Annotated in this window: 11 protein-coding genes and 1 pseudogene; all 12 read right to left on the bottom strand. The window is 56.1% G+C overall.

The genetic code is table 11. The annotated features are described in order from the left end of the window. Positions 1 to 93: 93 nt before the first annotated feature. Entirely contained in the window at positions 94 to 1,965 is a 1,872-nt protein-coding gene (locus tag JNK54_10335; protein ID MBL8024656.1) for a TonB-dependent receptor, read from the bottom strand. Next, positions 1,962 to 2,777 carry an ABC transporter ATP-binding protein gene (locus tag JNK54_10330; protein ID MBL8024655.1) on the bottom strand — a complete coding sequence of 272 codons (816 nt, stop codon included), beginning with the start codon at positions 2,775 to 2,777 and terminating at the stop codon, positions 1,962 to 1,964. Before JNK54_10330 ends, JNK54_10335 begins: the two co-directional genes overlap by 4 nt. Next, positions 2,774 to 3,739 (bottom strand): iron ABC transporter permease, encoded by a 966-nt coding sequence (locus tag JNK54_10325; protein MBL8024654.1) that lies wholly within the window; start codon positions 3,737 to 3,739, stop codon positions 2,774 to 2,776. The genes JNK54_10330 and JNK54_10325 overlap by 4 nt, the downstream gene beginning before the upstream one ends. Next, complete coding sequence (locus JNK54_10320; GenBank protein ID MBL8024653.1) at positions 3,736 to 4,578, bottom strand: ABC transporter substrate-binding protein; 843 nt, start codon at positions 4,576 to 4,578, stop codon at positions 3,736 to 3,738. Before JNK54_10320 ends, JNK54_10325 begins: the two co-directional genes overlap by 4 nt. Before the next feature lie 485 nt (positions 4,579 to 5,063). Continuing rightward, positions 5,064 to 6,812, bottom strand: coding sequence for an NAD-dependent malic enzyme (locus tag JNK54_10315; protein ID MBL8024652.1), 1,749 nt, complete (start codon positions 6,810 to 6,812; stop codon positions 5,064 to 5,066). A 55-nt stretch (positions 6,813 to 6,867) separates the two neighbouring features. Further along, positions 6,868 to 8,676 carry an aminodeoxychorismate synthase component I gene (gene pabB, locus JNK54_10310; GenBank protein ID MBL8024651.1) on the bottom strand — a complete coding sequence of 603 codons (1,809 nt, stop codon included), beginning with the start codon at positions 8,674 to 8,676 and terminating at the stop codon, positions 6,868 to 6,870. Next, on the bottom strand, positions 8,618 to 9,220 hold the full coding sequence (locus JNK54_10305) for a NifU family protein (GenBank protein MBL8024650.1): 603 nt from the start codon (positions 9,218 to 9,220) through the stop codon (positions 8,618 to 8,620). Before JNK54_10305 ends, pabB begins: the two co-directional genes overlap by 59 nt. 52 nt (positions 9,221 to 9,272) lie before the next feature. Continuing rightward, entirely contained in the window at positions 9,273 to 10,481 is a 1,209-nt protein-coding gene (locus JNK54_10300) for a P-loop NTPase (GenBank protein MBL8024649.1), read from the bottom strand. A gap of 89 nt (positions 10,482 to 10,570) precedes the next feature. Next, positions 10,571 to 11,341 (bottom strand): annotated as a pseudogene (gene xth, locus JNK54_10295) (exodeoxyribonuclease III). Positions 11,342 to 11,510: 169 nt separating this feature from the next. Continuing rightward, on the bottom strand, positions 11,511 to 12,728 hold the full coding sequence (locus JNK54_10290) for a hypothetical protein (GenBank protein MBL8024648.1): 1,218 nt from the start codon (positions 12,726 to 12,728) through the stop codon (positions 11,511 to 11,513). Continuing rightward, the gene (locus JNK54_10285; GenBank protein ID MBL8024647.1) at positions 12,725 to 13,645 is read right to left on the bottom strand and encodes a hypothetical protein; all 921 of its coding nucleotides are present in this window, start codon (positions 13,643 to 13,645) and stop codon (positions 12,725 to 12,727) included. Before JNK54_10285 ends, JNK54_10290 begins: the two co-directional genes overlap by 4 nt. Before the next feature lie 8 nt (positions 13,646 to 13,653). Then, complete coding sequence (locus tag JNK54_10280) at positions 13,654 to 14,124, bottom strand: hypothetical protein (GenBank protein ID MBL8024646.1); 471 nt, start codon at positions 14,122 to 14,124, stop codon at positions 13,654 to 13,656. Positions 14,125 to 14,184: the final 60 nt, after the last annotated feature.

The raw sequence follows: 14,184 nt of genomic DNA, 5'->3' as shown, positions 1-14,184 counted from the left end.
GGACTACGGACAAACTTTTTTGGGAAGGAAAAAGGTCCGGATTTTTCGTCGGATCCCGCGATCCAACTGAAGATTTCGGGTTAATCAATGGGGTTAATTTAAAAACCGCATGGTCACGTCAAACCGAAACGTGCGACCCGGCTGCGGGATGTGATGTGCACCATAGGGGGCATTATTGTTGTAGCCAATGGATTCCGCGTAGTGTTTGTTGGTGATATTTTCCACGGTGAACGTCAGTTCCGTGCTTAAGATCTTTTTGGTAATCCCCATATCCCACAGGGTATAGGAGGGCATCTTTAATCCCTTCTCCCCACTTTTTTCGTATTGATCATCCACGTAACGGAGGGCGTTTCGTCCCGTCCATCCGTCAGGCAGGCTGAACAAAAGCTCTTGAGACGCGGTGTGGCGGGGGGTCCGGGACAGGGATTCATTTTTCGATGATCCTTGGGAACTCCCGATCGCTCGAATATAGGCATAGGAGATCCGGCTTGAAATCGCTTTGTATCGATTAAACGATTCCAGTTCGAACCCTGAAAGTTCTGCCGTTGGTTCATTGATAGTAACACTCGCAAAAACGATTCGGTCTTTCATCTTTGTATAGAACCCTGTGACCCGAACCCCATTTCCTGAACTTCCGGAAAATTCCACCCCGGTATCATAGGACCAGGCAGTCTCGGGATTTAAATCCGGGTTTGAACCATAGGGCGAATAAAGGTCCAAAAAAGTCGGCGCGCGAAATGATCGCGCCGCCGTGGCGGAAACCTTTAATTTCTTCGTGGCGTCCCAAACAAAGCCCACACGCGGGTTGTAAGTGTTTCCGAACGTGCTGTGCTGATCCAGGCGAATGGCCGGATCCAATTTCAGGGATCCGAAACGTATCTCCTGCTGAGCGTACAGCCCCCAATTGGTCACATGAACACCGGACTCTCCGCTGGCCTCATGTTCATCCCGTTCATAACTTCCACCCAGAACTGTCCCATGAACCGTCTGAAGGTGCATGTCGGCCCCTTTGACCTTATCTTGGTGGTCCGATGGGTATGTTAATGAGGTGTATTGATACGCCGTTTGACCGAAGAAAACCATGGGTTTAAACACCGCCCATTCGCCCAGAGGGACATCCGCTTTCAGGCGCGCCCGCGTATGTTTTTGATCGACGCGAGACGTGGTGTCGAGGGCCATCTGTTCCTTTTTCCCATCCCATTCCCCCAGAGGCACTGGGGTTGCCCCCGGCGTTCCCACCTCGGTATCCACCCGGGAAATCGTGAGAGAAACATTGTTTCCGGAACCGAATGAATAGGCCCCTCTTCCAGACACATTGATCCCATCAAAATCAGAATTTTCTTGGAACCCATCCGACAGCGTACGTCCCGCCGAAAGAAACCCTTCAAAGGGTCCGGAAGCCACACCGAAATCCCCCTGATACATTTGGGAATTGAAAGAACCATAGGACATTCCTATGTTCGTAACGGGCGTTTCGCCTTGGTGTTTTCGAGTGATCACATTAACCAACCCGCCAATGGCATTGGCCCCATATAGGACAGACGACCCTCCGCGAACGATTTCAATGCGCTCAATATCGTTCACGGGGATTTGGGACAAATCGACCCCTTGAATAGCGATACCCCCGATGGGTTGGTCATCGATCAAAATTTGAACCTGGTTCGACGCGGGGGTCCCGCGAAGCCGAATCGTTGTGTTCGCCCCCACGGTCCCCGTCCGGTTAAAAACCGCCCCGGGAACAAGATCCAAAGCCTCACTCAGGTTACGGGCCCCGGAACGTTCTATTTCAGCTTTGGTCACCACCGATCGTTGAGAGGGCAGTGACGCACCCCCTTCGCCCTTCCGCGTCAAAGAAAAAAACAGCCCCTCTTCCTCTTCTTCTCTGACAACAAGAGGTGTTTCGGCCCAGAAGAGAGCGGGCATCCATGTGGCTAGAGTGAGTGCGGCGATCCATTTCTTTTTCATTGTGAAGTCCTTTGTGTGGTTTGTTGAATAAATTGGATGGTCCCCGGGTGCCCTGCCGTCGGGGGGTAAAGAACAGACTCGAGCCCGTAAACGGCCCGTAGGTTTTCGGACGTGATCACCTGAGCGGCGGGCCCCTGGGCCTGGGTTCGACCGCCTTTTAACAAAAGGACCGAGGGGCACCACGACATGGCCAAACTTACGTCATGCAAAATGGCAATAACAGCCAGACCCCGGTCCCGGCGCAGGCGATCCACCACCGTTACCAATCCGGCCTGATGGCCAGGGTCTAAATGGGCGGTGGGTTCGTCCAATAACAAAAGGGAAGGTTCCTGGGCCAAAGCCCGCGCTAAAAGAACGCGACGCCGTTCCCCTCCCGAAAGGTGATTGACGGGCCGATGGCGATAGTCCATTAAATCGGTTTCTTCCAACGCCCGTTCCACCTGAAGACGATCTTCTTGGCCCAACCGCCCCCAAGCTCCCGTGCGGCAAAACCGGCCGAGCCGAACCATCTCCTCCACAGTTAAGATAAATAAAGAATCCAACTCCTGGGGAACCCAAGCCGCTCGACGCGCCACTTCCATTTGCTCGAGGGATTCCAGGGGATCACCTTCCAACGTTATTTTTCCCGTTCGAGGCGCTATCGCTTTGATGAGAAGTCGAAGCAGAGTCGATTTTCCCGCCCCGTTCGGCCCCAAAATGCCCCACATTTCCCCCCGCCCCAATTGAAAACTCACATCCTCCAAAACAAAGGGGCGATCCCCATTCGATTTCGGGTAGGCGAACCCCACCTTCTCAACCGAAAGAACGCTCATCCCAGTTTCCTCCTTTCCCGACGGAGAAGGAGCAGAAAAAACGGCGCGCCCACGAGGGCCGTCACCACCCCCACGGGAATTTCCTGGGGCGCCAAGATCGATCGGCCCAAGGCGTCCGCGCCAATCACCAGTGCCGCACCCAGAAAAGCCGAAGTCGGCAAAGCCGCTCGGTTATCAAACCCCACCAAGAGCCGGGCGGTGTGGGGAACCACCAACCCCACGAAGGGGATCACGCCGTTCAACGTCACCGCTAAACCCGTGGCCCCCGCGCAAAGAAGCACCGCCGCCCACCGGAACTTGGAAGTGGACAAGCCCAACGCCCGGGCCGGTTCTTCCCCCAAGGACAACAGGTTCAAAGCCGGGGCCAAGGCGAGCAGCCCCCCCAAGACCATCACCGCAAGGGAAAGAAGAGGGATAAGCCGGCCGTAGGTAGGGGATTCCAGACTTCCCAAAAGCCAAAAAAGGATCCCCGCGCTTTCTTCCCGACGAGCCTGTGACAAAATAAAAATGAGGATGGAGGAGGTGAACGCGTGCAAGGCCGCCCCGGCCAATATCATGAGCGTGGCGCTCGGCGCTCCCCCGCCACGGGAGAGCATCAACACCGCCGCCAAAGCCAGGAACGCCCCCGCCATGGCCGCCGGGGGTTGGGACAGTCCAATCAGGAGGCCGATGGCCGATCCCAGAGCCGCACCACCGGACACCCCTAAAAGGTAGGGATCCGCCAAGGGGTTCCGAAGCAACCCCTGGAGCGCGCACCCGGCGGCGGAGAGAAGGGCCCCCACCGCACCCGCCAGAAGAATTCGCGGCAAACGGATATCGAACAGAATGTCCCGCCCAATACCGGGCGTCACCAGGGAGTTCCAAAACCCACCGGGCAACGGAACCGATCCGAGGGCCAAAGCCCCCATGGCCACACCACCCCCCACCAAAAGTACCAACCCCACGATACCGCGGTGTTTCATGGCTTTACATCCAAACGGATACGATGAAGTTCCGCCAAGGCATCCACAATCCCTGGCCCTGCCCGGGAAAAAAGATCTTGATTCACCGCGATCACCTGCCCCCGTTGCACCGCGGGAATCTGTTTCCACCCAGCCCGGGCCACAATCTGTTCCCGCGATGTAATTCCGGTGTGAAGGATAACGTCCGGGCGAGCCCCGGCCACCCATTCGGAAGAAAGTAAAGGCATCTCGTTGCGCGTTTCCGGAACGATGTTTTCAAATCCCGCCCGGGAAAGTAAATGCCCTTGCAAACTCACGGGCCCCACCCCCTGGAGCGGACGGGGCCAGATTTCAAAGAAAACCCGAGGCCGCGAATCACGAGGAACCCCGGCATCCAAAGACGCCAGTTCCGAACGAAGCCGGGCGAGCAAAACTTCCGCTTCGGATTTCCGGTCTAAAACATTTCCCAGCGATTCGATCAAATCAAAGACATCCTCAATTGATTTCACATGGGTCGCGGGGAAAAATCGGACAGGAAGGTGAAACCGTTCGAAATCCGATTGAAACTTTTCGTGAGCACTGTCCGCCAAAATCAGGTCCGGGGTCAGAGCCACAAGGACCTCCCAGCGGGGAACCAGCCCCCCCACCCGAAGAGCGGAAGGAAACGCGTCTGCCCGTTCCGCGTCCGAAACGCCCACCAAAGAGTCCCCCGCATCCAAAACCACCACAATTTCAGAATGGGACGGAAGCAAGCTCGCCACACGCTGGGGCCCCATGGCCCCTAACGGACAGCAAAGTGAGATAAGAAAAAATCCCACTATCCCCCAAACGAAGGATCCGAAATATTTTCGACTGTTCAAAAGAAAACCCCTTTCGCCAAAAGCGGAAGGGGTGAAGACAAAAAAAAGACCCAACAGGGCGGGACCCGTGTTGGGGGTTTTGTCGTGACCTTCCCGCGAAGGCGCTTTTCAGCGGTTATGGTCTTCCGCGCCGTAGACCGGACTTATCCCGACGAACAACCGTCAGGCTTCACCGTTGCGGGGCAGTGTCTGACTTACACAGACTTCCCCGGCGCGAAAGGATGTGGCGGAATTCTACGCGACACCCACCCTTCCTGTCAACAACTTTTTATAAAAAAATGCCGTTAGAGTCGAAACAGAATTCGGGGACCAGAAGGAAGTGGTTCCCTGGGGTGGATTAATCACAAACCAATTTTACCATTCCTATGAGGGAAGGTATTTAACGACAAGGGGCCCCAGCACTCTTCGCAACACTTTACCGATCAGAAGGAACGCGATCTCTAATCTGGGACTAACAAAACTTAACGTGTTTTAAAATCGACAACTCACACCGTGTGCGTATCCATCCCTTCCCCTGCCCCCAGTCGATAGCGAGCGTAACGGGGAATCCAGGTTTTCGCACGAACGCGCCTTTCCAGTTCATTAATCGGTAAAGGATCGGCGTGTCCCTGAGATTGGGCCATTTGAGCCACGGACAGAGCAACCTGGTAAGACACGTCACGAATGGTGGAGAGGTCCGGGAAAAGAGAGGCGTCGGGGTCCTGGATCGCGGGAGAGAGATCCGCCAAGGTTCGCGCGGCGGCAAAAAACATTTCGTCTGTCACGCGACGCGCCCCGCTGGCCGTGACACCCAACCCCATGCCCGGGAAAATGTAGGCGTTGTTGCATTGGCCGATGACCCGAATTTTATTCCCAACGGTCACAGGAGAGTAAGGGCTTCCCGTGGCCACCAGAGCACGGCCCTCGGTCCAGGCCAAAAGATCTTCAGGAGTTGCTTCACATTTGGAAGTGGGGTTCGATAAGGGGAAAATGATGGGACGCGGAGAATGCCGCCCCATCTCCAACACAATCTCCTTGGTAAAAACCCCCGGTTGAGCTGAGGTCCCAATCAGGATCGTTGGACAAGCGTAGCGAACTGTTTCTGCAAAATCGATTCGGCCGCGGTTCGCCACGGTCCAGTCGGCCATGCGTGAGGGGAATTGGGCAAACCGTTTTTTTCCTGGTTCAAGATTCTCACGATCCAGGGAGACCAAGCCCTGGCTGTCCACCAACCAAATTTTTGATCGCGCGGCGGCGAGAGCGGCTTCCCCGTCACCGCCCTCCTGCAACATGGCCATGACGATCTGATCCCCAATCCCCATGGCGGCGGAGCCCGCTCCCAATATGACCACCCGCTGGTCCAGCATTTTTCCACCCAAAGCCCGAACCGCCGCCATCACACCCGCGGCCGAGACAGCCCCTGTCCCCTGAATGTCGTCATTAAACGTGCACAGTTGGTTTTGGTACTTTTCAAGTAACCGCGCGGCGTTGCCCTTGGCAAAATCTTCCCATTGCAAGAGGACCAAGGGCCATCTTTTCTTCACCGCACTCACAAACCGCTCGATGAAGGCGTCGTATTCCGCCCCACGCACCCGCTCATGCCGCCAGCCCAAATAAAGGGGATCTCCCAACAGCTCCTGGTTGTTGGTCCCCACGTCCAGAACGATCGGAAGTGTCACCGCCGGATGAATGCCCGCGCAAAGGGTGTACAGGCTTAGCTTCCCGATCGGGATACCCATCCCGTTCATTCCCAAATCACCCAACCCGAGGATCCGCTCCCCATCCGTGACCACAATAACTTCAACTTCGGCGTGGGGGACGTTCGCCAACATGGTGTCCATCCGATCCCGATCGGGGTAACTTAAATAGAGCCCCCGGGGACGACGATACATCCGGCTGTAATGGCGACAAGCTTCCCCCACCACGGGCGTATAAATGATGGGCATCATTTCCCGAATGTGGGTTTGAATCAAACCATAAAAGAGGGTTTCATTTCGATCTTGGAGCGACGTCAGAAAAACGTGGCGATCAATGTCGGCAGATTTCGCCGTAAAGTTTCCATAGGTGCGGAGGAGTTGCTCTTCCCACGTCGAAATATGGGGTGGGAGAAGCCCTTCTAAATTAAACAAGCGCCGCTCGTCCGCCGGGAAACCACTCCCCTTATTCAGCAGAGGATCTTCCAGCAGTGACGCCCCGGACAAAGCAACATCCACCACGTCATCCCCGGACTCGTCTTTCATCCAACGGTTCAACATGGGCGGACTCCTTAGGGAAACGCTCTTAATTCTATCGGACGGTTGAGCGATTTCTTTAACATATTTCCACCGGAATCCATTTTCGGACGGAATTGATCAGAAAAACACGATCCGCCCGACGAAGGTCCGCCCGCGTGAGAACCCGTTCCTGAATCCGCCCCCGACGCACCAGGTGGTCACGCAATACCCCGTTTAAAAGGCCGCACCGAACAGGCGGGGTGTATCTCTTTCCGTTGAATTCAAGCACCAGGTTCGCGATGGTCGACTCGGTAAGTTCCCCTTGTCGGTTCAACAAAATGACGTCGTCCGCTTCCGGATGGGCGCCCCGTTGACGCACGTACACCGCACGGTTCGTCGTCTTATGATAGAGGAATAGGTCCCGTTCGTCCACCGGTTTTCGCGCCAACACCACGCGCCACGGGCGGGCCACAGGCAAAAGCTTGTCAACCTCCACTCGCCCTTCCCCACCCCGGAACAAAAGGAGCCGAACCTTCCAACTCCCCGTCAGGTATCGGTTGGCGGTTTCATCCAACAACGTCCTCAGATAGACAGGGTCGTACCGAAACCCCAACCGGTCCGCCGATTTCTGAAGCCGCTGCAAATGCCCGTTCCGTAAAAACCATTGGCCGTTTTCCAACCGAAAAGTTTCGATCAACTGAAACGGGGGCGTTTTTAAAAAATCCCCTTTCAAGAGGCATTCACGGTATTCGGCGGAGGGCCTGGCGACGGCGGTGATACCGCTTCCCACAGGGCAGACGGCACGGCCCGTTTTCGTGTCCAAGGTCACCGTACGAATCCCCACACTGAACGTCCAGGGCCCCTCCGGGGGAAGGAGTCCCAAGGTCCCCGTGTAAAGCCCGCGCGGGGACGACTCCATCTCCCGAATAATTTCCATGGTCTTCCGTTTTGGTGCCCCGGTCACAGAACCGCTGGGGAAAGTGGCTTCTAAAATTTCAACCAAACCGACACCCGGGCGAAGACGGGCTTTAATTTCAGAGGTCATTTGCCAAAGGGTGGGGTAAGGTTCCGGTTGAAACAGCCGGGTGGTCCGCAAGGTTCCCGTTTGGGCGATCTTTCCCAAATCGTTCCGGAGCAGATCGACAATCATCACGTTCTCCGCCCGTTCTTTCGCGCTCGCCCGAAGCGTCCGCGCAAAGGAATCATCTTCTTTCTCCCACCGCCCCCGAGGGGCGGACCCTTTCATGGGTCGGACGGTTAAAAGGGATCCCTGCTTTTCAAAAAAGAGTTCCGGGGACAAACTGAGTATTTTCCAACGGCCCATATCCACATAGGCGGAGTAAGGGGCCCCCTGGGCTTCCGCCAAACGCTGATACCAAGCCCGGGGATCGCCCGCCCATCGGGCCCGCAAGGGAAAAGTGAAATTGACCTGGTAGGTGTCCCCCCGAGCAATCCTGTTTTGAATACGCCGAACAGTCCGCCGGTAGGGATCCGAAGCGAGGGCGGGCCGCCAAGGGGAATGCTGGAATTTATTTTCGGAGAGAGGAAAGTTGGTTTGGGGCCCATCGAACACCGCCCCCCAAGCCAACGGGAAAGAGCCTGACCGCTGTGTTGTCAAGGATGAATGGAGTGCCGAGGCCCCTTCATAGGAGAGGAGAATCACCCCCCACCGACCGGCCCGCACGTGATCTTCGACAAAACGAAGGAGGGGCCGAACTTGATTAAAAGAATCCGCCTGTCGAACCGCCCGAGGCCGGCCAAAAGAACCCGACCAGCCCTTTAAAGAGGAATCACGAGACTCGAAAAGGGCCGTGGGGTTTGACACGTGATTCAGATCCCCCGGCCGATCATTGTTCGAACGGACTCCGTCCCTCCCCGCTGTAATAAGGACGTTCCCCTGCGGCATGGTCCGTCACGTCCCGGACCCCCTGAAGTTCAGGGATCTTGGCCCGCAGGGACTGCTCAATCCCGTAAGACAAAGTCATCTTTGCCGCCCCACACCCCTGACACCCGCCGGTCAACCGAACCAAAGCCACCCCGTTTTCCATCGCCACAAGTTCGGCCTTCCCCCCGTGTTGAGCCAGACCCGGGTTCACCTCAGCGTTCAACACCGTTCGAACTTTTTCCGTCAAATCCGTCGTGGAAAGAATCGTTTGAATCACGGGGGGAATCCCGCGGGTTTGGGCGTCCACAAGAGACGCCCGAATGGCTTTGGCGATGGTTTTGGCGGCCAATTCCCAGGGTTGAGCTTCCGCGCAGGCCACCGTGACGCGATCGCCCGCCGCCCACACTTGAACAACTCCCGGCAGGGCGAAAAGGTGCTCAAACAAAGGCGACCCCTGAGCCCCTTCGGAATTCCGACAAAGGGCAGATCCGGAAATGAGGGAGCGGTCCAGGCTGAAGGAACAAACACGCGGATCGGAAGGAGAAACCCCGGCGGTAATGCGCACTCCCTCTCCCGCTGGCGGGAGAGGGTCGGGGAGAGGGTGGGGGTCCATCATCTTAAACCGAAAAACTACCCGTCGAATCCCCTTTTTTAGCAACGCAATCGGGGCACTCACAGGCCGCCCGCAGGATATCGAATTTAAAGATCCCCGTGTTGTGACTGTCCGAGAAGGCAATGCCCACACCGTAACGGCCCACCGGATGGACCTCGGAAATTTTGATGTCCAAGGGAATCCGCTTCGGATCCAACACGCGTTTTCCCGTATCTTCGTCCACACATCCGGCGCAGGGGCAGTTCACCCGCAATCCCCAGGCCGCGTTCTGGCCCGGATGACCGTCAGCCCATTCAATTCGCAAATCACCGTCAAGACCGATGGCCACGTTTTTAGGTTCGTCGGCCAAAGGCGCACCGTTGGTCCGCGCCACCTCATGCTCAAAGTTTCGCGCCAAGTCGAGGAACGACCGGGCCGCCCCCGTCTCGGGGTTGCGCACCAACAACGGTTCGCCCGCGTCGCCACCGGTCATGATGTCGGTTTCCAGGGGAATCCGTCCTAAAAACGCCGTGCCCGCCTCCTGGGCCAACACCCGGCCTCCCTCTTTCTTAAACACCAAATGTTCTGTTCCGCAGTTCGTACAAACGAACCCGCTCATGTTCTCCACCACACCCAAAATGGGGACTTTCACCTGCTGAAACATTTGAAGCCCTTTCCGGGCCACGTTGAGCGCCACATCCTGAGGCGTCGTCACAACAATCGACCCGGTCAGGGGCGCCTGCTGGGCAATGGTCAGTTGAACATCCCCGGTTCCCGGGGGAAGATCGATCAAGAGATAGTCCAAATCCCCCCACTGGACGTTGTTCAAAAATTGAAAAAGCGCTTTCATGGCCATGGGCGCCCGCCAGACCACAGGCCCATCCTGGGGCATCACCAACCCAATGGACATAAATCCAATCCCATGCCGATTCAAGGGTTTCATCTGCTCATTTTCAGATTCGGCGCGAGTGCCCCCAGCCCCCATCAAACCCGGCTGACTGGGCCCATAAATATCAGCGTCCAACACCGCCACCTTGGCCCCCATTTTCTGGAGCGCCACCGCCAAATTGGTCGTCACCGTGGATTTCCCTACCCCGCCTTTCCCACTCCCCACCGCAACGAGGTTCCGCACGTTCGCCAACGCGTCAGGCCCTGGCCGACGAAACGAGGGCCCTTTCCGGGCTTGAAGAGCTTCAGGGGAAGGTTGAAACACCGTATCGGTCGGGGTAGACATAAGGAAAGCCTCTCTTTGGATTATTTTCCGTCGGTAAGGATACAAGGGATTATATCACTTTCTCTACCTCGCGCCGAACCGCGATTGGATCAGCGGGTAAATTCAGCGATCAGGAAGGTATGGTCGGAAGGTTTTTCCCAACCCCGGGGTTCTTTGTCGATCCAAATCTTTTTAAGTCGTCGGACCGCCGGGAGCGTCCCCAACATCAAGTCGATCCGCCACCCACGGTTCCGCGGGAAATTAGTGGGAATCATGTAGTCCCAATAGGTGTAGTGATCGGGCCCCTTTTCTTTTTCTCGAAAGAGGTCGATCCACAGGTCTCCCCGGGCCGCCTCATAGGCCGCCCGGGCCTGGGGATGAAAACAAACGTGCTCGGCATTCCGTTCGGGAGCGTGCAAATCGATCGCCGTGGGCGCCACGTTCAAGTCCCCCATCCAAAGAGCAGGTTTTTGGGCAGAGACATGTCGAGCGAAGAGCTCTTTGAGCCCCGCGTAAAATTTAAGTTTGTTTTGGAATTTCGGCGAGTCGGGCTCATGGCCCTGGGGCACATAGGTGTTGATGAGGTGCCAGTCCCCCAACCGCGCGGTGATCACCCGGGCTTCCCCGGAGCCTGACGGGTCCCAGGACGTGTCCACATCGGTCAACGGTTCCCGAGAAATGAAGGCCACCCCGTTGTACGACTTTTGTCCACGAAAAACCACCCGCCAGCCCGCCGCCTCAAAATCCGCCCGGGGAAACTGATCGTCCATCACCTTCGTTTCTTGAAGAGCCAAAACGTCCGGCCGTTCCGCCGCCAACCATTTCAAAAGGATGGGCAACCGAGACCGAACCGAATTGGCGTTAAACGTGGCGATTTTCATGGAAAGGGATTAGACTCCAGACGTTCTTACCGAGAAGTCGGTGATGAATAATGAATATGTAAACGGGTCACCGACTGATTCTCGCGGAAATCCCGGATTCTTGTCAAACAACCGGGATTCCCGGCGGTTTACCTAGGGGCAAAGGCCAATGGTTCGACCGAAACGCCTATCAAGGTGTTTCGGAAAATTCAATGTCATCAAAATAGACGGCCCCGATCTTATTAACCGCTCGCGTATTTTCGTAAACGATGTTGATCTGTTGGATGGACGTCTTGTCGACCTGAGAAGCAACGGATGGATTGTTAAGGTCAACCACATAAGGCAGAAAAGAGGTCGTTAAACCCGTCAAGATAATGATGGCCCTACGCCCAGGGGATTCGATTTCCAGTTTGAACGAACCGGGATTTTCTCCCGCCGAACGAGCCCGCGCGTAAAACCGGAAATAGCGGTAATTGAACGCATTGACAGGAACAGCCGTGAACCCACTCGCCCCTCCCCCCAACACCAACCAATGCCCTTGCCACGAAAACGAACTCGACACATTGTAGTTGGAGCGCAAACTCCGCGACGATGTCCTGAACACCGCGGGGTCGAACGTGAGCGTTGGGGAAACCCCGGATCCCATGCCACCCCAATTCCCTCCCAGGGCGCTCGGGCCCCAATTGTCCCCAAAATGATCAACACGAAGAACGCCCAAGGACACACCGGAGAAGCGGATATCGTCAATCAAAACCGTTGCCGTTCGGGAGTAACCCATGGCGTCCGCGTAGCTGCGCTCGAAAACGAAGGTTAAGGTTTTCGCGTTCGTGAGCCCATCCAGATTTGCAAACGCCGCCACTGGGATGGACACCTTTTGCCAATCGTTGGTAATCCCGCCATCCAAATAATCATTGACGTAAAGACCGGCGCGGTTCCGGCCCCCCGCAGGAGCGCTCGTGTTCTCCAACCCAATTTTCAGATGCTCCACCCCGCCCACAGACCCTTTAACCCAAAAGGAAAGGTGTCGATAGCCGGATAGATTCTTGGTCACCCCGATCGAATTGTTCAGCAAAAGGAAGTATCCGTTCCAATCCGATGCGGAATTGAGGTTATAGGCTAATTTCAAAGAACGACCTGAAAAAGCCCCCGCGGTGTCAAAAGAACGAGAAATACTGTCATTTCCCGGGGAGGCTTCCATCGTCCCCATACCGCCATCCCAGTAGTTGGTATCGTTGTTGTCGTTAAAATCATCAAGGATATCCGCGTCAGGCGCTCCCGTGGTTACCAGCGCGGTGGCCACGGCGGTAGCGGTTTGAGCGGCACCCATGTTTGTCCCCGGCCACAAGAGCAAGAAACTCAAAAGGCCCCCCATCCCCCGGGTCACGCTATCCCACCGTAAGGAGTTCAAAATTTCACCCCCAGGGTTGCCCGGTGAGATCCTGAGGAATCCTGAAGCCGAAGAGGCCATAAAAACGTGTAATCAAAAAGAAATCCGAATTTTTCCCCTAATTCGTGCTGATAGCCAACCCCGGTCCCAATTTGGTCTGTATCTGTTCCCGCACGGAGGGCCAATCGGTTGTCAACGAACAAGGCTTCCATCCCCAATTGTGGGGTCAGATTCCCCTTGCGGACAACGAAGTCCACAGGAAACACCATGTTTTTGTACCGATAAAGACCGCCGAGAGCCACTTCAAAGGGCAATGTTTCTTTTTCCGAGAACCCCACATCGGGCTGATTGATCGAGCGGAGCGAAAGCCCAGCGGAAAGGCCCGAAACGTAAGGAACCTCTGGAACGTAGGTGTGAAGATCCAGGGCCACGTCCGCACGGGTCCGACCCGATTGGAACACCGGATCATTGACCGTCCGGCGATCCAGGGTGTAACTCTGGGACAGATACCGTAAGGTCATCCCTCCCGAGATACGGTCGATCCAGCGAACGTCCTCGAAGAGATGCCCAACCCCCACGGCCAGGGTATCTTCACGCCGAAGACCGCTGGCGTTCACGCTTCCCCACCCCGCCGCCAAGACGGTGGCCCGTGGTAAGGGATGAATGTAGGACAATTCGCTTAAAGAGATGTTCACATCGTCCAGCCCCGCGAAGAGTTTCGCGTAAGTGAACTGGGCCTCTTTCTCTTTTTGGGAAACAGCGGCCGCCGGATTGTAGAAGGCCGCCGTGGGCCCCGCCTCAAGCGCGGTCGCCGCCCCGCCTAAGGCCGCCACACGGGCGGACCACAGGGGATCCTTAAACGCCCCGTGAACCCACGAGGAAGAAAGAAGAACAATCGATCCCAAAAAAACCGTGAACCCTGCTGTTGATTTTTTCATGGCCGGCCTCACCTTACCACCGCAATCATTCCGGTCAGGGTGATCCCCTGTCCCTCAAACCGATACACGTAGGTCCCGCTTTCCACCCGATTGCCACCCCCGTCCCGCCCATCCCAAGAACGGTCATTATGAATTTTCCGAACAGAATTCCCTCGAACATCAAAGATCTCGATGTCAAAGGGGCCGTCCGAAACAGATGTGTCAAACGTGAGCACCCTATTTTTACCATTAAAGGTTAGAATTTTTTCCTTAGGACGAATATCCTCTGCCGTCGGCGAACCAGCGAAGGGGAAAAGCGCGTATTGCCCCAAACGCGACACATGCGCGCGCAATTGGTTCGTTTCGGGGTCCACCATCCCGCCCACATAGCGCCATTCAAAACCGTCATACCAGAACAAGCGGAGATCCGTTTCTTTAGTCCCCAGCCCATCCACATTTCCATCTGAGTCCTGGTCCAAATAGGGAAGAAGGAGCGGCACAGGCCGGAGAAAGCTCAGATCACTCGGCCCAAACTCGAACACCCGGATGGGTCGTTGAGT

This window comes from Elusimicrobiota bacterium (assembly GCA_016788905.1).
Classification (GTDB): Bacteria; Elusimicrobiota; Elusimicrobia; order FEN-1173; family FEN-1173; genus JADKHR01.
The sequence above is the reverse complement of the archived record's forward strand: the minus strand, read 5'-3'. Positions and strand labels throughout refer to the sequence as shown.

Coding starts and splice junctions, on each gene's coding strand:
- JNK54_10335 (MBL8024656.1), bottom strand. CDS start 1,965: ATGAAAAAGAAATGGATCGCCGCACTCACTCTAGCCACATGGATGCCC.
- JNK54_10330 (MBL8024655.1), bottom strand. CDS start 2,777: ATGAGCGTTCTTTCGGTTGAGAAGGTGGGGTTCGCCTACCCGAAATCG.
- JNK54_10325 (MBL8024654.1), bottom strand. CDS start 3,739: ATGAAACACCGCGGTATCGTGGGGTTGGTACTTTTGGTGGGGGGTGGT.
- JNK54_10315 (MBL8024652.1), bottom strand. CDS start 6,812: ATGTTGAACCGTTGGATGAAAGACGAGTCCGGGGATGACGTGGTGGAT.
- pabB (MBL8024651.1), bottom strand. CDS start 8,676: ATGCCGCAGGGGAACGTCCTTATTACAGCGGGGAGGGACGGAGTCCGT.
- JNK54_10300 (MBL8024649.1), bottom strand. CDS start 10,481: ATGTCTACCCCGACCGATACGGTGTTTCAACCTTCCCCTGAAGCTCTT.
- JNK54_10285 (MBL8024647.1), bottom strand. CDS start 13,645: ATGAAAAAATCAACAGCAGGGTTCACGGTTTTTTTGGGATCGATTGTT.